At 61.6% G+C, this 18,022-nt stretch carries 18 protein-coding genes; 10 read left to right on the top strand and 8 right to left on the bottom strand.

Going from position 1 to position 18,022, the window contains the following annotated elements; genetic code table 11:
* The 9 genes from JHW44_RS10000 (at position 1) to JHW44_RS09960 (ending at position 10,096) form a co-directional block, all read left to right on the top strand.
* Entirely contained in the window at positions 1–1,080 is a 1,080-nt protein-coding gene (locus tag JHW44_RS10000) for a microcin C ABC transporter permease YejB (RefSeq protein ID WP_089345782.1), read from the top strand.
* Positions 1,080–2,183, top strand: a complete 1,104-nt coding sequence (locus JHW44_RS09995) for an ABC transporter permease (RefSeq protein WP_089345781.1) — start codon at positions 1,080–1,082, stop codon at positions 2,181–2,183. The genes JHW44_RS10000 and JHW44_RS09995 overlap by 1 nt, the downstream gene beginning before the upstream one ends.
* On the top strand, positions 2,180–3,820 hold the full coding sequence (locus JHW44_RS09990; protein ID WP_419182499.1) for an ABC transporter ATP-binding protein: 1,641 nt from the start codon (positions 2,180–2,182) through the stop codon (positions 3,818–3,820). The genes JHW44_RS09995 and JHW44_RS09990 overlap by 4 nt, the downstream gene beginning before the upstream one ends.
* Positions 3,817–5,040 carry a glycosyltransferase gene (locus tag JHW44_RS09985; RefSeq protein ID WP_089345780.1) on the top strand — a complete coding sequence of 408 codons (1,224 nt, stop codon included), beginning with the start codon at positions 3,817–3,819 and terminating at the stop codon, positions 5,038–5,040. Before JHW44_RS09990 ends, JHW44_RS09985 begins: the two co-directional genes overlap by 4 nt.
* Positions 5,041–5,070: 30 nt before the next feature.
* Positions 5,071–6,453, top strand: a complete 1,383-nt coding sequence (cysS, locus tag JHW44_RS09980; protein ID WP_089345779.1) for a cysteine--tRNA ligase — start codon at positions 5,071–5,073, stop codon at positions 6,451–6,453.
* Entirely contained in the window at positions 6,450–7,220 is a 771-nt protein-coding gene (locus JHW44_RS09975) for a squalene/phytoene synthase family protein (RefSeq protein WP_179217789.1), read from the top strand. Before cysS ends, JHW44_RS09975 begins: the two co-directional genes overlap by 4 nt.
* A gap of 88 nt (positions 7,221–7,308) precedes the next feature.
* On the top strand, positions 7,309–8,178 hold the full coding sequence (locus JHW44_RS09970; RefSeq protein WP_089345777.1) for an ABC transporter permease: 870 nt from the start codon (positions 7,309–7,311) through the stop codon (positions 8,176–8,178).
* Complete coding sequence (locus JHW44_RS09965; RefSeq protein WP_089345776.1) at positions 8,175–8,996, top strand: ABC transporter permease; 822 nt, start codon at positions 8,175–8,177, stop codon at positions 8,994–8,996. Before JHW44_RS09970 ends, JHW44_RS09965 begins: the two co-directional genes overlap by 4 nt.
* 17 nt (positions 8,997–9,013) lie before the next feature.
* A complete protein-coding gene (locus JHW44_RS09960) occupies positions 9,014–10,096 on the top strand; it encodes an ABC transporter ATP-binding protein (RefSeq protein ID WP_089345775.1) in 1,083 nt (360 codons plus the stop codon).
* Here JHW44_RS09960 and JHW44_RS09955 read toward each other — a convergent pair.
* From JHW44_RS09955 to JHW44_RS09930, 6 genes are read right to left on the bottom strand one after another with little or no spacing between them, the layout of a single operon-like run.
* Positions 10,093–11,448: a cytochrome P450 gene (locus tag JHW44_RS09955; protein WP_089345774.1), complete on the bottom strand. Its 1,356-nt coding sequence runs from the start codon at positions 11,446–11,448 to the stop codon at positions 10,093–10,095. The two genes, JHW44_RS09960 and JHW44_RS09955, sit on opposite strands and share 4 nt — an antisense overlap.
* Complete coding sequence (locus JHW44_RS09950) at positions 11,445–12,638, bottom strand: hypothetical protein (protein WP_089345808.1); 1,194 nt, start codon at positions 12,636–12,638, stop codon at positions 11,445–11,447. The genes JHW44_RS09955 and JHW44_RS09950 overlap by 4 nt, the downstream gene beginning before the upstream one ends.
* A 56-nt stretch (positions 12,639–12,694) precedes the next feature.
* Positions 12,695–13,381: a M48 family metallopeptidase gene (locus JHW44_RS09945; RefSeq protein ID WP_089345773.1), complete on the bottom strand. Its 687-nt coding sequence runs from the start codon at positions 13,379–13,381 to the stop codon at positions 12,695–12,697.
* A gap of 54 nt (positions 13,382–13,435) precedes the next feature.
* Positions 13,436–14,617, bottom strand: a complete 1,182-nt coding sequence (locus JHW44_RS09940) for a vWA domain-containing protein (RefSeq protein ID WP_089345772.1) — start codon at positions 14,615–14,617, stop codon at positions 13,436–13,438.
* Positions 14,617–14,781 (bottom strand): hypothetical protein, encoded by a 165-nt coding sequence (locus JHW44_RS09935; protein WP_179217788.1) that lies wholly within the window; start codon positions 14,779–14,781, stop codon positions 14,617–14,619. Before JHW44_RS09935 ends, JHW44_RS09940 begins: the two co-directional genes overlap by 1 nt.
* Positions 14,782–14,828: 47 nt before the next feature.
* The gene (locus tag JHW44_RS09930) at positions 14,829–16,169 is read right to left on the bottom strand and encodes a GH1 family beta-glucosidase (protein WP_089345771.1); all 1,341 of its coding nucleotides are present in this window, start codon (positions 16,167–16,169) and stop codon (positions 14,829–14,831) included.
* Positions 16,170–16,308: 139 nt separating this feature from the next.
* On the opposite strand from JHW44_RS09930, the gene JHW44_RS09925 reads away from it, so the two are divergent.
* Positions 16,309–16,674 (top strand): YigZ family protein, encoded by a 366-nt coding sequence (locus tag JHW44_RS09925; protein WP_089345807.1) that lies wholly within the window; start codon positions 16,309–16,311, stop codon positions 16,672–16,674.
* Between the two features lie 6 nt (positions 16,675–16,680).
* On the opposite strand, the gene JHW44_RS09920 is transcribed toward JHW44_RS09925, so the two are convergent.
* Both JHW44_RS09920 and JHW44_RS09915 read right to left on the bottom strand, forming a co-directional pair.
* Positions 16,681–17,250: a thioredoxin family protein gene (locus JHW44_RS09920; protein WP_089345770.1), complete on the bottom strand. Its 570-nt coding sequence runs from the start codon at positions 17,248–17,250 to the stop codon at positions 16,681–16,683.
* Positions 17,251–17,262: 12 nt separating this feature from the next.
* Positions 17,263–18,000: a cytochrome c biogenesis CcdA family protein gene (locus JHW44_RS09915; RefSeq protein WP_089345769.1), complete on the bottom strand. Its 738-nt coding sequence runs from the start codon at positions 17,998–18,000 to the stop codon at positions 17,263–17,265.
* Positions 18,001–18,022: the final 22 nt, after the last annotated feature.

The raw sequence follows: 18,022 nt of genomic DNA, 5'->3' as shown, positions 1-18,022 counted from the left end.
ATGGGCGCCTATATCTTGCGGCGTTTGCTGCTGATCATCCCGACGCTGGTCGGCATCATGCTGGTCAATTTCACGCTGACGCAATTCGTTCCGGGCGGGCCGATCGAACAGATCGCCGCGCAGATCCAGGGCGAGGGGGATGCGTTCAGCAATATTACCGGCGGCGCCGCCGAGGCTGGCGGCGGGGCAATCAACGATCAATATCAGGGCGCGCGGGGTTTGCCGCCCGAGTTCATTGCCCAGTTGGAAAAGGAATTCGGCTTTGACAAGCCGCCGGTCGAACGGTTCTTTTCCATGCTGTTCAACTATCTGCGCTTTGATTTCGGCAGCAGCTGGTTCCGATCGGTCAGTGTCGTGGATCTGGTCATCGAAAAGATGCCGGTCTCGATCACACTGGGGCTGTGGTCGACGCTGCTGGCCTATATCATCTCGATCCCGCTTGGCATTCGCAAGGCGGTTCGGGACGGGTCGCGCTTTGACACCTGGACCTCGGCCGTGATCATCATGGGCTATGCGATTCCGGCCTTTCTGTTTGCCGTGCTGCTGATGGTGCTGTTCGCGGGGGGCAGTTATTGGAAAATATTTCCGCTGCGGGGCCTGACCAGCGACAATTTCGCCGATCTCGGCACATTGGGGAAGATCAAGGATTACGCCTGGCATGTCACCCTGCCGGTGCTGGCCTCGACGATTTCCAGCTTTGCCACGCTGACCCTGCTGACCAAGAACAGCTTTCTGGATGAGATCAACAAACAATATGTCATGACGGCCCGCGCCAAGGGGCTGACCGAACGCCGCGTGCTGTATGGTCATGTGTTCCGCAATGCCATGCTGATCGTCATTGCCGGTTTTCCGGCGATGTTCCTGGGCGTGTTCTTTGGCGCCTCGATCCTGATCGAGACGATCTTCTCGCTGGACGGGCTGGGGCGTCTGGGCTTCGAGGCGGCAGTGCAGCGCGATTATCCGGTGATCTTCGGCACGCTTTATGTCTTTGGCCTGATGAGCCTGATCGTCGGGATTCTGTCCGATCTGATGTATGTCTTCGTCGATCCCCGTATCGACTTTGAATCGAGGGGCGGCTGATGGCGATCTCGGAACTCAACAAGCGTCGCTGGCGGAATTTCCGCCGCAACGGCCGGGCCTTCTGGTCGCTGGTGGTCTTCTCGATCCTGTTTGTCGTGGCGATGTTTGCCGAGGTGGTGGCAAATGACAAACCCATCGTCGTCAGCTATCGCGGAGAGCTGTTCTTTCCGGCCTATCGCTTTTACCCCGAAACCGCGTTCGGTGGCGATTTCGGCACCGAGGCGATCTATCGCGACGAAGCCGTTCAATGCCTGATCGTGACCGGTGGGCGCCAGGAATGCTGGGACGAGCCCGAATCGCTGATAGAGGCGGTCAAATCCGGCGCCAGCGACATACCAAAGGATGAGCAGGGCTGGATGATCTGGCCGCCCATTCCCTATCATTACAAGACCATCAACAATGTCGGCACCGCCCCCAGCGCGCCGGATTCCGATCACTGGCTGGGCACGGATGACACGGCGCGCGATGTGCTGGCCCGGGTGATTTACGGGTTCCGCCTGTCAATCCTGTTCACGCTTATCGTGACGGTCGTGGCGTCGACCATCGGCATCGCGGCGGGGGCGATACAGGGGTATTTCGGCGGGCGGACCGATCTGGTGTTCCAGCGGGTGCTGGAGATCTGGGCCTCGACGCCGGGGCTTTACGTGATCATCATTCTCTTCGCGATATTGGGGCGCAGTTTCTGGCTGCTGGTCTTCGTGACGATCCTGTTCGGCTGGCCCGCGCTGGTCGGCGTGGTGAGGGCCGAATTCCTGCGCGCGCGAAATTTCGAATATGTGCGTGCGGCGCGGGCGCTTGGTGTCGGGGACCGGACCATCATGTTCCGGCATATCCTGCCCAATGCCATGGTGGCGACGCTGACCATGATGCCCTTTGTGGTGACGGGCACGATCAGCGGTCTGGCGGCGCTGGATTACCTTGGCTATGGGCTGCCGGCCTCGGCGCCTTCGCTGGGGGAACTGGCCTTGCAGGCCAAGCAGAACCTGCAGGCACCCTGGCTGGCCTTCACGGCCTTTTTTACCTTTGCCATCATGCTGTCGTTGCTGGTCTTTATCTTTGAAGGCGTGCGCGATGCATTCGACCCCCGAAAGACCTTCAAATGATCTTGCAAGACGACATGGCCGCGCCTGACACGGCCGCTTCCGCCGGGGACGTGGTTCTGAGCGTGCGGGATCTGACCATCGGCTTTCGTCAGGAAGGCGAGGTCATTCCAGCGGTCAAGGGCGTCAGCTTTCACATCAATCGTGGCGAAACCGTTGCTCTGGTAGGGGAATCGGGGTCGGGAAAATCGGTCACGGCGCTGTCCACGGTGCGTCTGCTGGGCGATTCCGCAGAGATCGACGGTTCGATCCTCTACGAGGGACAGCAGATGGTCGGTGCCTCTGAGCGGTTGCTGCGCAAGATTCGCGGCAATGACATCAGCTTCGTTTTCCAGGAGCCGATGACCTCGTTGAACCCGCTGCACACGCTGGAAAAGCAGTTGAGCGAAAGCCTTGCCCTGCACCAGGGCCTGACCGGAGAGGCCGCGCGCAAACGGATCATCCAGTTGCTGAACCGGGTCGGCATCCGCAATCCGGAAAGCCGTCTTGCCGATTATCCGCACCAGCTGTCGGGCGGGCAGCGCCAGCGGGTGATGATCGCCATGGCTCTGGCCAATGGACCCGATCTGCTGATCGCGGACGAACCGACAACGGCGTTGGATGTCACCATTCAGGCGCAGATCCTGGAATTGCTGGCCGAGTTGAAAGAGGATGAAGGCCTGTCGATGCTGTTCATCAGCCATGATCTGGGCATCGTTCGCCGCATCGCCGACCGCGTCTGCGTGATGAAGGACGGCCAGATTGTCGAGCAGGGCCCGACCGAACAGATCTTCAGCGACCCCCGGCATGAATATACCCGGATGTTGCTGGCCGCCGAACCCAGGGGCGAGGCCGATCCGGTGGCCGAAGGTGCCGAGGTGATGGTCGAGACGCGGGATCTGAAGGTCTGGTTTCCCGTCCAGCGCGGGTTGATGCGCAAGACGGTGGGCCATGTCAAAGCCGTGAATGGTGCCACGCTGACCGTGCGGGCGGGCGAAACGCTGGGGATCGTGGGCGAATCGGGCAGCGGCAAGACCACGCTGGCACTGGCGATCATGCGGCTGATCGAAAGCAACGGGCCGATCCTGTTCATGGGACAGGATATCTCAAGCTGGGGTGGCCGACAGCTGCGGCGCCTGCGCCGGGACATGCAGATCGTGTTTCAGGACCCTTACGGCAGCCTGTCCCCGCGCATGACGGTCGAGCAGATCATCGCCGAGGGGCTGAGCGTCCACGGCCTGCGCGAGGGGGTGGACCGGCGCCAGATGGTGGCGGATATCATGGTCGAAGTCGGCCTGAAGCCCGAGACCATGAATCGTTATCCGCATGAGTTCAGCGGCGGGCAGCGCCAGCGCATCGCGATTGCGCGGGCCATGATCCTGCGACCAAGGGTGGTGGTTCTGGATGAACCGACCTCGGCGCTGGACATGACGGTACAGGTGCAGATCGTCCAGCTTCTGCGGGGGCTGCAGAAGAAATACGGCCTGGCCTTCCTGTTCATCAGCCATGATCTGCGGGTTGTGCGCGCCATGTCGCATCAGATCATGGTCATGCGCGCGGGCGAGGTCGTCGAACAGGGCAGGGCCGCCGAGATATTCAACGCGCCTCAAAGCGACTATACTCGGGATTTGTTGAAGGCAGCATTTCTCGACAGGTCATGAAAATACTTTTCGTCCATCAGAACTTTCCCGGGCAGTTCCCGCATCTTGCGCCGGCACTGGCCAAGCGGGGGCATGAGGTTCTGGCACTGACGGACGAAAAGAACCAGCGCCCCAGCCCCGTGAAGACCCTGCGCTACAAATCGCCCGAGCCGGTCAAGACCAATGGCGTCCTGGGACGCTGCTATTCCGATTTTGCGGAACGTGGCTTGCTGGCCGCACGCGGTGCGCGGGCGATGCGCGACCGGCACGGTTATGTCCCCGATGTGATTATCGGTCATACCGGCTGGGGCGAGACCCTGTTCCTGCAGGAAATCTGGCCTGATGCGAAATTGCTGGTCTATGCCGAGCTGATGTATCGCACCAAGGGGCATGATGTCGGTTTCGACCCCGAGATGCATCCCGACAGCGACGAGGGGCGTTTTCTGACCATCTCTCGCTCTGCGCATTTGCTGCAGGGCATCGTGCAGGCAGATGCCGCGCTTTCCCCGACGCGATATCAGGCCGAGAGCTTCGCCCCGGAATTGCGCAGCAAGATCACCGTCATTCATGATGGCATCGACACGACGCGGGTCTGCCCCAATCCGGACGCCTGGATCCAGCTGCCTGACGGGCCGCGCCTTTGTGCGGGGGATGAGGTGCTCAGCTTCGTGTCGCGCTCGCTGGAACCTTATCGCGGCTTTCACGTCTTCATGAGGGCGTTGCCCGAGGTCCTGGCGGCCCGTCCCGATGCCCATGTCGTTCTGGTGGGGGGCGATGATGTCAGCTATGGCAGCGCCCCCCGCGACGGGCGAAGCTGGAAGGATGTCATGCTGGCCGAACTGGGGGGGCGGCTGGATCTGGACCGGGTCCATTTCGTCGGACGTCTGCCCTATGCCCATTACCTGTCGCTGATTCAGCTGACACGGGTGCATTGCTATCTGACCTATCCCTTCGTGCTGTCCTGGTCCCTGACCGAGGCTCTGTCTGCGGGCGGCTATGTGGTGGCCTCGGATACCGCGCCGGTGCGCGAGTTGATTCGTGACGGTGAAAACGGGCGGCTGGTGCCATTCTTCGACATTCCGGCGCTGTCGGCGGCGCTGATCCACGGGTTGTCGGGCGACCACGAGGCCCCAAGGCTGCGCGACGTCGCGCGTCAGACCATCTTGTCGGGTTATGACCTGCACCGACACAGCTTGCCGCGGCAGATTGAATGGGTGGAAAGCTTTGACCCGATGAGGTAAGTCGCTGTGACTTTATAACAGAGGCGCATCATGGTCGAAATCCGGCTGACGAATACCCGCACGCGCAAGAAGGAAATCTTCGAGCCGCTGGATCCTCGCAATGTCAGGCTGTATCTGTGTGGCCCGACGGTCTATGACCGGGCCCATCTGGGCAATGCGCGGCCGGTTCTGGTCTTTGATGTATTGGTGCGGCTGCTGCGACATGTCTATGGCGACAGCCATGTGACCTATGTGCGCAATTTCACCGATGTCGATGACAAGATCAACGCCCGCGCCGCCGCGACGGGGCGCAGCATTCGCGACATCACCGAAGAAACCATTGGCTGGTATCACGCCGATATGGATGCGCTGGGGGCCGAACGCCCCGATCACGAGCCACGCGCGACAGATTACATCACCCAGATGATCGCCATGATCGAAAACCTGATCACACGCCGCCATGCCTATGTTGCCGAAGGGCATGTGCTGTTCGATGTGCGATCCTACAGCGAATATGGGCGGCTGTCGGGGCGTTCGGTCGATGACATGATCGCGGGCGCGCGGGTCGAGGTTGCGCCCTTCAAGCGTGATCCGATGGATTTCGTGCTGTGGAAGCCTTCGGCGCCGGACCAGCCGGGCTGGGACAGCCCCTGGGGACGCGGAAGGCCGGGCTGGCATATCGAATGCTCGGCCATGTCGGCGGCACTGCTGGGGCCGACCTTCGACATTCATGGCGGCGGGATCGATCTGCAGTTCCCCCATCATGAAAACGAGGTCGCGCAAAGCTGCTGCGCCCATCCCGATGGCGATTTCGCGCGCTTCTGGCTGCATAACGAGATGCTGCAGGTCGAAGGCAAGAAAATGTCAAAATCTCTTGGCAATTTCTTTACCGTCCGGGATCTGCTGGACAAGGGCGTGCCGGGCGAGGTGATCCGCTTTGTGATGCTGTCGACCCATTACCGCAAGCCGATGGACTGGACCGAAGCCAAGGCCAGCGAAGCCGAGGCCGTGCTGCGGCGCTGGCGTGGTCTTGTGGCGGGCATCGAACCCGCCCCAAGCCCCGCGCCCTCGGTGGTCGAGGCTTTGTGTGATGACCTCAATACGGCGGGCGCGATGGCGGCCTTGCACGATCTGGCGGGCAAGGGCGATCTGCCGGGCTTGCTGGCCTCGGCCAATCTGATGGGGCTGCTGCTGCCCACGATGGGAAAATGGGCTGCGGTCGATGAAAGCGCCTCGGCGGTGATCGAATCCTTGCTGAATGCCCGGAGCGAGGCCCGAAAGGCGCGTGATTTCGCCCGCGCCGATGCCATTCGCGATGGTTTCGCGGCGGCGGGTGTCGAGGTGAAGGACACGGCGGCGGGGGCTGAATGGGCCTTGACCCCCGGTTTTGATTCCGATCGTCTGGATGAGCTTGCACGGAACTATGCATCGTGACGATTGAAGCCTGCACAGAACTGCTGCGGCAGCAGGACCCCGATCGCTTTGGCGCGGTTCTGGTGGCCGATGCCGCGCAGCGACCGGCGCTGGTGACGCTCTATGCGCTGAATCTTGAAATCGCCCGCGCGCCCTTTCAGTCGGATGAGCCGATGCTGGCAGAGATGCGCCTGCAGTGGTGGGTGGACCGGCTGACCGAGATGGGACGGGGCGTCGCGCCACCGCTGCATGATGTGCTGACCCCGCTTTGGGAACATTGGGGGGCAGAGGCGGGCGGTCTGGCCGATCTGGCCGAGGCACGGCGGCGCGATTGCCAGCGCGAGCCCATGTCTGGCCCCGAGGTCGTGGTCAGCTATGTGGATTCAACGACCGGGGCCTTGATGTGGCTGGCAGCGCAGCGGTTGGGCGCGCCGGCTTCGGCGCGGCGCATCGTCGCGGATCATGCGCTCGGTTGCGGAATCTCGGCCTGGTTGCGCGCCCTGCCGCGATTGCAGCCGCTGGGGCTGGGGCTGATCGAGCGCGACCCTGCGGCCTTGGTCCGTCTGGCCGAGATTGGCCAGGAGGCACTGCGCCGCGCGGCGCGCGGGCGCCGGGCAGTGCCCGGCAGTGCCGTGGCGGCGCTGTACCCAGGCCCGCGGGTGCCACGTTTCCTTGCCGAGGTCCGGCGGGGCAACATTGACTGCTACAATGAAACCCCGGCCATTTCGCCATTCCAGCGCCGGGCCTCGCTTGCGCGGCTGGCACTGACCAAACGGTGGTGGCGCTAGGGAAGTAAATTCACTTCCCATCCCGATCGCACTGTGGAAATACTTGGGGAAAGGCCCGTGCCAGACGGGTGGTTTTCGGGGCGGTGGAATGACGAAACGCTTTGACGCTGAAGCCAGACAGGGACTTTTCCTTCTTGCACCGCCGTTCGTCTATGCGTTGCTTGTGCTGGCGGCCCCGCTGCTGACGATTCTGACCTACAGCTTCTTCAAGGATGGCTATCTGGAGGTCATCAGCGAATTCACCCTGGACAATTACCGCGAGGTGCTCGGCGACCCCATCGTGCGCAAGATCATGCTGCGCTCGCTGATGGTGTCGGCGCTGGTGACGTTGGTAACCGTGGCGCTGGCCTTTCCGATTGCCTATTATGTCAGCTTCATGGTCCGGCCCGAGCGCAAGTCGATGTGGCTGTTCCTGATCACCATTCCCTTCTGGACGAGCTATCTGATCCGGGTGTTCCTGTGGAAGGTGATCCTTGGCTATAACGGCGTCATCAATTCGACCCTGACAGGACTGGGGATCATCGACGAGCCGCTGACCTTCATCCTGTATAACGTCAATTCGATCGTGCTGACGCTGGCCCATGCCTATGCGCCCTTCGCGATCCTGCCGATCTTTGTCGCGCTGGAAAAGATCGACCGTTCGCTGCTGGAGGCGGGGCGCGATCTGGGGGAAAGCCGGGTGATGACCTTCTGGCGAGTCACATTGCCGCTGGCGATGCCGGGGGTGATTGCGGCGACCCTGATCGTCTTTATCCCGACCATCGGTGATTATGTGACGCCGGAACTGATTGGCGGGGGCAAGATCCCGATGATCGCCAATATGATTCAGGTGCAGATGCTGGCGCTGGACAACCGGCCGCTGGGATCGGCGCTGGCGGTGACCGCAATGTTGATCGTGGCGCTGGTCAGCGTGATCTTCCTGTTCCTGAACCGTCGTTTCCTGAAGGTGCGCCAATGAGCCAGCATTCCCTTGAAGGCAGCGGTCTGCGGATCTACGCGATCCTGTATCTGCTGTTCCTCTATGCGCCGATTGCGCTGTTGCCGATCTTTGCGTTCAACTCGGGCACGATCATCGCCTTTCCGTTGCAGGGGTTCACCACCGACTGGTTCAGCCAGATGTGGGCCAATGCCACCCTGCGCCGCGCATTGACCAATTCGCTGATCATTGCGGTGTCATCCTCGGTTCTGGCGACCTGCCTGGGGATTTTCGCAGCCCGCGCCTCGACCCGGTTCAATTTTCCGGGCAAGGGCGGGATGATGGGCTTCATCATGCTGCCCATGGTCCTGCCCGAGATCATCGTCGCCATGTCCCTGCTGGTCGTGCTGCTGGGCAGCGGGCTGAAACTGTCCATCCTGACCGTGATTGTCGGGCATACGCTGATCTGCATGCCCTATGGCATCGCGATCCTGTCCACGGCCTTTTCCAGTCTGGACAAGTCGCTGGAGGAAGCCGCCTATGATCTGGGCGAAACGAAATGGAGTGCGTTTCGTCTGGTGACATTGCCCTTGGTGATGCCGGGGATCATCAGTTCGCTGTTGATTTCCTTTACCATCAGTCTGGACGAATTCATCATCGCCTTCTTTCTGGCGGGAAGCGAGCCGACACTCCCCACCTATATTTTCAGCCAGTTGCGGTTCCCCAAGCAGATTCCGATGATCATGGCCTTGGGAACGGTTCTGGTCGCATTGTCGATCGTCCTGTTGGCGGTTGGTGAATATTTCCGCCGGCGTGGCTTGGCCCGGATCGGCGGCAAGGATAGCGGAGGCTTTCTGTGAGCGACGACCCAAGGGCAATGATCGAATGTCAGGACGTTCATAAGTATTATGGCGATTATCACGCTCTGCGCGGGATCGATCTGACCATCCGCGAGGGCGAGTTCTTTTCGCTGCTGGGCCCCTCGGGCTGTGGCAAGACGACCTTGCTGCGCACCATTGCGGGTTTCGAGGACATATCTTCAGGGGCGGTGCTGATCGACAGCAAGCACATGGAGGATGTGCCTGCGAACCAACGTCCGACCAATATGGTGTTTCAGTCCTATGCAATCTTTCCGCATCTGACCGTGGCGCAGAATGTGGCCTTTGGCCTGCGCCGCGATCCGCGGAGCAAGGCGGAGAAGGCCGCCCTTGTCGAGGAAGCGCTGGGGATGGTCGGGCTGAAAGGCTATGGCAATCGCGCCGCTCATGCCCTGTCGGGCGGACAGCGGCAGCGGGTTGCACTGGCGCGCGCGCTGATCCTGAAACCCAAGGTTCTGTTGCTGGACGAGCCGCTTTCGGCACTGGATCGCAAGATGCGCGAACAGATGCAGGTGGAACTGATCAAGCTGCAACGGCAGGTCGGCATCACCTTTGTTCTGGTGACGCATGATCAGGAAGAGGCGCTGGTCATGTCGGACCGGATCGCGGTCATGTTCGAAGGCGGCATTGCCCAGCTTGACGAACCCGAGACGCTCTATGCGCGCCCGACCGACCGTCGCGTGGCCGATTTCATCGGCGTGATGAACTTCCTGCCTGCAGAAGTCATTGCCGAGAGTGACGATCTGGTCACTGTCGAGGTTGGCGGGCTGGGGCGTGTGGAACTGCCTCATGCACAGATCAGCCGATCCAATCCTGACGATAGCGCCGTGATGATCGGGTTCCGGCCTGAAACCATGACGCTGATCGGCCCGTCGCAGCCCCATACTCAGGCGCGAGAAACCGAAGCAATCATTGATGAAGTCGTCTATTACGGCGATATGACCTATTACGATCTGCGTCTTGAGGGCGTGCCAGATCCGGTGCGGATCTCCATGCGCAATGTCTTTGGGCGCGATGTGCAGGAGGTCGGCACGCGCACGCGGCTGGCCTGGTCGCCCGGCTCACTGGTGCTGTTTCGTTAAGCGGGGCGTTGCTTCGGGGCGCGGGGGGTCAGGCGCAGCATGATTCCGTTGCGCCCGCGCACGGTCAATCGGGCCACGGGGACCGGAGTCTGATCCGTGGGCGTCAGATGATAGGCTGCGGTGATGCGCGACAGCATCAACACGCCCTCCAGCATCGCAAAACCCGCGCCCGGACAGACGCGCTGACCGGCTGAAAAGGGGATATAGGCCTTGCTTGCGCTGGCCTTCCCGGCCTCGCTGTCCCAGCGGCCGGGGTCGAATTCATCGGGTCTTTCCCACAGACGCTCATGCCGGTGCAGATGCCATGGCGACAAGACAAGCTGGGCGTTTTTGGGTACATTTCGGCCGCGAAAGGTCTCTTGCTGACGCGGTTGGCGCACCATCATCGGCACGGGGGGATACAGGCGCAGCGTTTCGCGAAAGACGGCGCGGGTCGCACGCAACCGGTTGATCGCCGAAAAATCACGTGTGAGGGCGGCACCCTCGGTGGCAACGCGCTCTTGCCAGTCAGGATGCGCGGCCAGCAGCCAAAGCGCCCATGCCAGTGCCGAGGCGCTGGTTTCATGGCCGGCCAGAAAGAAGATCGCCACCTGGTCGACCATTTCCGGCCCCGAGAAACAACGGCCAGTTTCAGGGTCTGGGGTAGTCATGATCTTGTTGGCCAGATCGTCGGGGGCGGTGCCATTGCGGATCGCATCCAGCCGCTTGGCGACAAGGGCCTCGATCAGCCCGCGAATCTCGGCAGCGGTGGCGCGGGTCTTCCGCGAATGCAGGCGCGGCACCCATGGCGGCAGGGGCAGCAGTGCGGCGGGATTCACGATGGGCTGGGCTTCCTGATGGGCGCGAAAGGCGCGAAAGACACTGTCGGCGATCTGATGTTCGATCGGCAGGGAAAACAGGGTCCGAAAGATCGCATCGGCGGCGGCATGGCTGGTGGCGGGTTCGATATCCGTTTCGCCCGGTTCCAGCCGCGCGATGGCGGCATCGGTCGCCGACCACAGCGCCGGAAAGACTTCGCGCAACCGCCCACCTTCAAATGCCGGGTCGATAATCCGGCGCTGATGGGCCCATTCCGCGCCATTGGTGACAAAGACGGAATTCCCCAAGAGCGGCGCCAGACCTTCGCGCAACCGATTGGACTTGGGGAAATCATCGGGTCGTTCACGCAGGATCAGCCGGACCAGAGCCGGATCGTTGCAAACAAAGCTGTGGATCAGCGGGCTGCGATATTCGGCCATCCATGCGCGGTAAAGACGCGCGGGCAGGGCAGACAGAAGATCGCTGCGAAAGGCTTTGGCCAGGCGCAGGACATTGCTGCGGCCTTCGGTGGATCGCGGTTTGGGCGGGATCAACGGGCCAACCCCCGTCCAGCGGGAATGGTGATACGTCCCGGCGAATGGTCGCGCTGCGCAAAGCGCTGGGCAAGGCCAAGCGGCCCTGCCGTGATGGCGAAATAATCGTAATCATTGGGGCGATCAAAGGCGCAGAGATACTGGAAATGCAGGCGAAACCAGTGATGGCGCAGCTTTTTCATCGTTTCGGGCGACAGGGTCTGGTTGAAGGCGGCCGAGATCACCAGCGGCCAGCGCTGTTCCGGTCCGGCCACACCGGTCACCGCGACGGGATCGCACAGCCCGAAGCAGCAGGCATCGCCCGGCGCGGATACATCCAGCCAGAACAGTTGCGGGGACTGCGACAGCCAGGCCAGATCGGCACGCAGGCGTTGTGAACGGGGCAGGAAAGAGGCCATTGGCACCACATGTCCCAAGGTCAGCAGGGCAAGATGGGGTTGATCCGTCCGGGGCTTGTGCTGTCGCAGGACATCGGCCAGCAGCGAAATGGCCAGATAGGCCCCGGAACTGTGCCCGACGACCAGCACCTCATCCAGATCTTCGTTCAGGACATCCTGAAGTTGTGCGGCGAATTCGGCCAGGCGGGCCTCCAACTCGGGCGGATATGCCCCGCGGTTCTGGGCGGTAAAGGCGTAATCATGCATCAGGTAATAGGCAAAGATTCGGTTATCCAGTCGGCGAAACAGGTTCAGAACCAGCCAGACAATCACCAGCGCCACCGGCAGGCCCAGCCACCATGTGGAGATCTGGCTAAGCCCCCAACCCGCGATCGCGCCCGCGCCGATTGCCACGGCCAGTTGCAGCAGCAGCACCACAATCGGGTAGAGCGCGGCCAGAACCGGCCCGCGCCGCAACTTCATCAGCCGCCATAGAGCGCCCGATGCAATATAGGTCCAGGCCGTGCTGACCAGCTGTGCATAGGTGCCCGCAATCCCGCGGCGCATGGAATCCTGCACCAGGTCGTCCCAGACCAGGACTTCGAAACGGCTTTCTGCCCGGGATTCTGGAAAGCTGGCCGAGCAGTTCCAGCCAAATCGTCGTCCCGAGGTCCCGCGTGTCATGTCGATGCGATAGCCGGAAATCCGGCCCTGTTTCTCTGCCTCGCGGCGATACAGCTCGCGGTAGCGCCTTGGAGGGATCGGATCAAACCCGGGGATATAAAGAACTTTGCGGCGAAATGATTGTGACATGACCAGGCCTTTCTGCCCGGTGGCAGAATAGGACAAATACATCAGGTAACAAGGTGTTATTCCCGCGACCAACGGGTCTCATGGTTCTGGATGGCCGCGATCCGTTTCCGAGCGGGCGGGTGGGACAACAACCATGCCGGAGTGGTTCCGCGCGCAGTGCCGCTCATGCGGTCCAGTTTCCGGAACAGCGATTTCTGCGGTTCGGTGCCATAGCCGGCCTTGATCATCAGTGCCGAGGCAAAACGGTCGGCCTCGAATTCATCCTGGCGCGACAGCCGTGCCGAAACCGCCGTCGCGACGATATTGGCGATCCATGCCCCCAAACCGGGAATGAATCTGCCCAGAATGGTCGACAGCGCAAGGCGTATGGCGTTCTGACCGGCGAAATCGATCATCCGCCGCCGACTGTGCCCATGGGCGACATGGCCCAACTCATGGGCGATCACGCTTCCCAGTTCCTCTGGCGTGACCTCGCAGGCATCCAGCTTGCGAATGAAGCCGCGGGTCAGGAAGATCCGGCCATCGGGGGCGGCCAGACCGTTCACGGGTTCGACCTCATAGATATGGGCCTTGACCGGAGGCAGGTCCATTGCCTGTCCCAATTCGGCCAGAACCCTGTTCAGCCTTGGATGGTTCAGCGGGGTCGAATTTTCATCCAGATCGCGTTTGAGCCGCCAGGCCGAGAAAAACCACATGGCGGCGAGATAGGCGAACAGAAGAATGAGCGGCAGGAGCTTCAGCATGATCCATAAGATGGGGTGTCGGGGTCGCGCCTGCCAGTGGCTGGGCCGACGAAACTAGCCAAGTGCCTTCATCGCCTGTGTCAGCCCCTGCAGGGTCAGCGGCATCATGCGGTTTTCAAAGATTTGCCCGATCATCGCGATGGATTGCGTATAACCCCAGTGGTTCTGCGGCACCGGATTCAGCCAGACATGATCGGGCCATGTCTCGCAGGCCCGGCGCAGCCACAATTCGCCCGGTTCCTCGTTCCAATGCTCATTCGCCCCACCGGGCACGGCAATCTCATAGGGCGACATCGAGGCGTCGCCGACGAAGATGCATTTATAGTCGCGTCCGAAACGATGCATGACCTCCCATGTCGGAATCTGTTCGGTCCAGCGGCGGCGGTTGTCTTTCCAGACGCCCTCGTAGAGGCAGTTGTGGAAATAGAAATGTTCCAGGTGCTTGAATTCTGCCCGCGCGGCCGAAAACAGTTCATCCACCATGCGGCTGTGGTCATCCATGCTGCCGCCGGCATCCAGAAACAGCAGCACCTTGACGGCGTTGCGCCGCTCGGGGCGGGTCTGCACGTCGATATAGCCGTGATCGGCGGTGGCGCGGATGGTTGCGGGCAGGTCGAGTTCGTCATGGGCACCATGCCGCGCCCATTGCCGCAGGCGTTTCAGCGCCACCTTGATGTTGCGGGTACCCAGTTCCACCCGGTCATCGAAATCGCGGAACTCGCGCTTGTCCCAGACTTTCACGGCGCGGCGGTGGCGGCTTTGGTCCTGGCCGATGCGCACGCCTTCGGGGTTGTAGCCATAGGCCCCGAAGGGCGAGGTTCCTGCCGTCCCGATCCATTTGTTCCCGCCCTGATGGCGGCCCTGCTGTTCTGCCAGCCGCTCGCGCAGCTTTTCCATCAGCGCCTCGAAGCTGCCGCTGCCTTCGATTGCGGCCTTTTCTTCGGCGTTCAGCAATTTTTCGGCCAGCTTTTCCAACCAGTCGGCGGGGATTGTCTGTTCATGGACCAGAGCCTCGACCGGAATCTGTTCCAGCCCGGCAAAGCTTTCCGAAAAGGCGCGGTCGAACCGGTCCAGATGCCGTTCATCCTTGATCAGGACAAGACGCGCCAGATGATAGAACCCGTCCACCGAGAAATCGGAGACCCCGGCCTGAAGTCCGCCCATCAGATCCAGCCATTCCCGCAGCGAGACCGGCACTCCGTGGCGGCGCAGGCTGTCGAGAAATGGGATGAACATTACGCCAGCCGTTCGATGATGACGGTGGCAAACAGGCCCAGCATGGCAAAGGCCAGACCGAATGCGGCGGCATATTGAACCTTGTCGCGGGCCACTCCGCCAAGACGGGCAGCGCGATACCAGCCCACTGTCATGCCGATAAGAAGGGCAAGGATAACGATCATGGCTGCCTCACATGGTTAGCTTGCCCAGCAGATAGACTCTGACGGGTTCACGCGCAACCGCGTGGCGCCGTGACCTGTCCGCCCAACATGGCGCGAAAGGCATGCCAGCTGGCTTTCGGACTGCGCGCCAATGTGTCGTAGTCGACGTGAACAAGTCCGAAGCGTGGTCCATAGCCATGCGCCCATTCGTAATTGTCCAGCAGAGACCAATAGAAATAGCCGTGCAGATTGACGCCCCGGGCCAGCGCGTTCTGGCAGGCCAGCAGGTGATCGCGGATGAAGGCGATGCGGGGCCGGTCATCGGTGATGTCCCCGGAGGTGGCCAGGGCCATGCCGTTTTCGGTGACATGAACAGGCAGATCGCCGATATGGTCACGCGACAGCCGCAACAGGAATTCGCTCAGGCCTTCGGGGCGGATTTCCCAGCCCATCTGCGTTTTTGGCAAGGGGCCGTGGCTGGCCTGGTCATTGGGCCAGAGGCCGGGGGCATGGGCATGCAGGGTGCGGGTATAGTAATTGACGCCCAGCCAATCCAGTGGCGCGGCAATCGCCTGCATGTCATCCTGCCACCCCTGCGGCAGATGCGGCTCCAGCCCTTCCAGCGCGGCAGGGGGGTAACCCTGTCCCATAAGCGCGCGAATGAACCATTGATTGTAGATCGCGTCTTGTCGCTGCGCGGCCAGTTGCGACTGCTGGCTGTCATCGGCCGGATGTGCAGTTTCGAAATTCAGCACGATGCCCAGATTTTTCGCGCCTTCGGCCCGCAGCGTGGCAATGCCCTGCGCATGGGCCAGCAGGACATGATGCATGGCGCGGGCCGTCGCCCGGATGTCGCGCAGCCCCGGCGCGTGATGGCCAAGGAAATGTGACAGCCAGGCGATGCACCATGGCTCGTTCAAGGTGGCGGTGCTGGTCAGCCGGTCGCCAAGACGGGCATGAACCACGCGGGCATAATCGGCAAACCACAGCGCGCTATCCCGATTTCGCCAGCCGCCCCGATCGGCCAGCGCGGCGGGCAGATCCCAGTGATACAGCGTCAGAAAGGGTTTCAGGCCACGTTTCAGCATGCCATCCACCAGGCGATCATAGAAATCCAGCCCTTGCGGATTTGGGTTGCGCCCATCAGGCATGACCCGTGCCCAGCTTGTCGAAAAGCGATAGGCGTCAAAGCCCGCATCGCGCATCAGGTCCAGATCGCCTTCCCAAAGATGGAAATGGTCGCAAGCAAATGCGCCGCTGCTGCTGTCGGAGATATTGCCCGGCGTTGCCGCGAAACTGTCCCAATGCGATGGACCGGCTCCGCCGAATCGGGATCCTTCGATCTGATAGGCGGCGGTGGCGGCACCAAAGATGAAATCTTCGGGAAAGTCGGTTCTGCTGGGCAGCATGGCGGAACTCCGGTCGGGAACAGGGACAAACTGCCATGCCACCGCCCGTGGTGGAAGCCTGTCATCGGGGTGCCATCCGCCCCGCCGCGATGCTATCTGGCAAGGCAGCGGAATGGATGCAGGGCGGTTGCAGGAACGGATGCAGATATTTGACAAGATCATTTCCGACCGCGGGTCGCGCTATGCGGTCTCGGGCGGAGCGGCCTCGACCCGCGAAGAGGTCGCGGCCCTGTTGGCGCAGCTGAAGCGCAACAAGCGCTTTGCCAAGGCCACGCATAACAGCTGGGCCGCAATCCTGTCGGGTGAGCCGGTCAAGGATGACGATGGTGAATCCGGCGCAGGCGCATTGATGCTGCAGATGCTGGAAAGGGCCGGGCTGCAGGATCACGTGATCATCGTGACGCGCTGGTATGGCGGCAAGCATCTGGGCGGCGACCGGTTCCGCCATGTTGCGGATGCGGTGCGCCACTATCTGCGCGAAACGGGTCTGAACGGGGGCGCCTAGGGTGTCCTAGTCCTGTCCGGCCAGCTTTTCGGCCATGTAGCGCTGGAAATTCTGTTCCTTTTCATATCCATGTTCGCGGACCCATTGAAACAGGAACAGCGTGGTCCCTTTTTCAAAGGCGCCGGGCATGGTGGCCACTGCAGCCTGTGCGGCGCTGACATCTTCGGGCACCTCTTCGGGCAGAAACAACATGGTGGGCGTGAAGATCGCACCCCAGCGGTTGACCATCTTCTTTTCGCTCAGCTCGGTGCCATCGAAATCGGTCACCTCGACATCGCCGAACATGTTCAGCTGCACCACGAAATAATTGTCCGCGATATAGCTGGCGATCTCGGGATCGGAAAACACCTCTTCATGCATGCGGGTGCAATAGATGCAGCCGCGCTGTTCGATCAGCACCATCAGCCGCTTGTTCTCGGAGTTGGCTTCGGCCAGATCCTCGCGCAGATCCTTGAATGTCTCGCGGATCCAGGGCTCGTCATGCAGACCGTCATCGCCGAGCGTCGCGGCGGACAGGGGCGAGGCCAGCGTGGCCGCGAACAGCAGCGGGGGCAGAATTGATCGAAGAAAACTCATCTCGGCCTCATGTCAGGTCAGTGTGGCGGTCCAGTCGAAATTGCGGATCATCCAGTCGGCAATCAGGTTGACGGTATTGGTGGCGATCAGCAAGGCAAAGACGATCAGCATGATCCCCATTACCCGTTCGACATGGCGAAGATAGCGGCGGTTGCGATTGGCCCATGCCAGAAACGGTTTGGCAAAAAAGGCCGCCAGCACGAAGGGCAGGGTCATCGCCAGCCCGTAAACCAGCAGCAAGCTGCCGCCCCGCCACAGATCCTGCGAGACCGAAGCCACCATCAGGATCGCCGTCAGCGCCGGGCCGACGCAGGGGGTCCATCCAAATCCGAATGCCAGCCCCATGACATAGGCCCCCAGCAGAGAGGCGGGGCGGGCTGGCCCCTCGATCCGGGCTTCGCGATACAGGAAAGGAATCCGCAGCACGCCAAGGAAATGCAGCCCGAACAGGGCCAGAATGGCCGCAGCCAGATAGGACAGCGGTTGACGCCATTGTGCAAAGAGCTGCCCCAGCGCTGTCGCACCCAGACCCAGCAGCACGAAAATACTGGTCACGCCCAGGGCAAAGGCGATAGCGGACAGGACCAGACGGCGCTGCGCCCCCGCCGAAATGCGCCCGTCGCTGCGCAGTTCGGCCATGGAAATTCCGGCCATATAGGACAGGTAGAAGGGCACCATCGGCAGGATGCAGGGGGACAGGAATGACAGCAATCCGGCAATGGCCGCGCCCAGATATCCGATTTCAAACATGCCCGCTCCTGTTTGGTTCCCC

Source organism: Paracoccus seriniphilus (assembly GCF_028553745.1).
In the GTDB taxonomy this organism is placed as follows: Bacteria; Pseudomonadota; Alphaproteobacteria; order Rhodobacterales; family Rhodobacteraceae; genus Paracoccus; species Paracoccus seriniphilus.
Note: the sequence above shows the minus strand (reverse complement) of the source record. Positions and strands in the feature narration are given on the sequence as shown.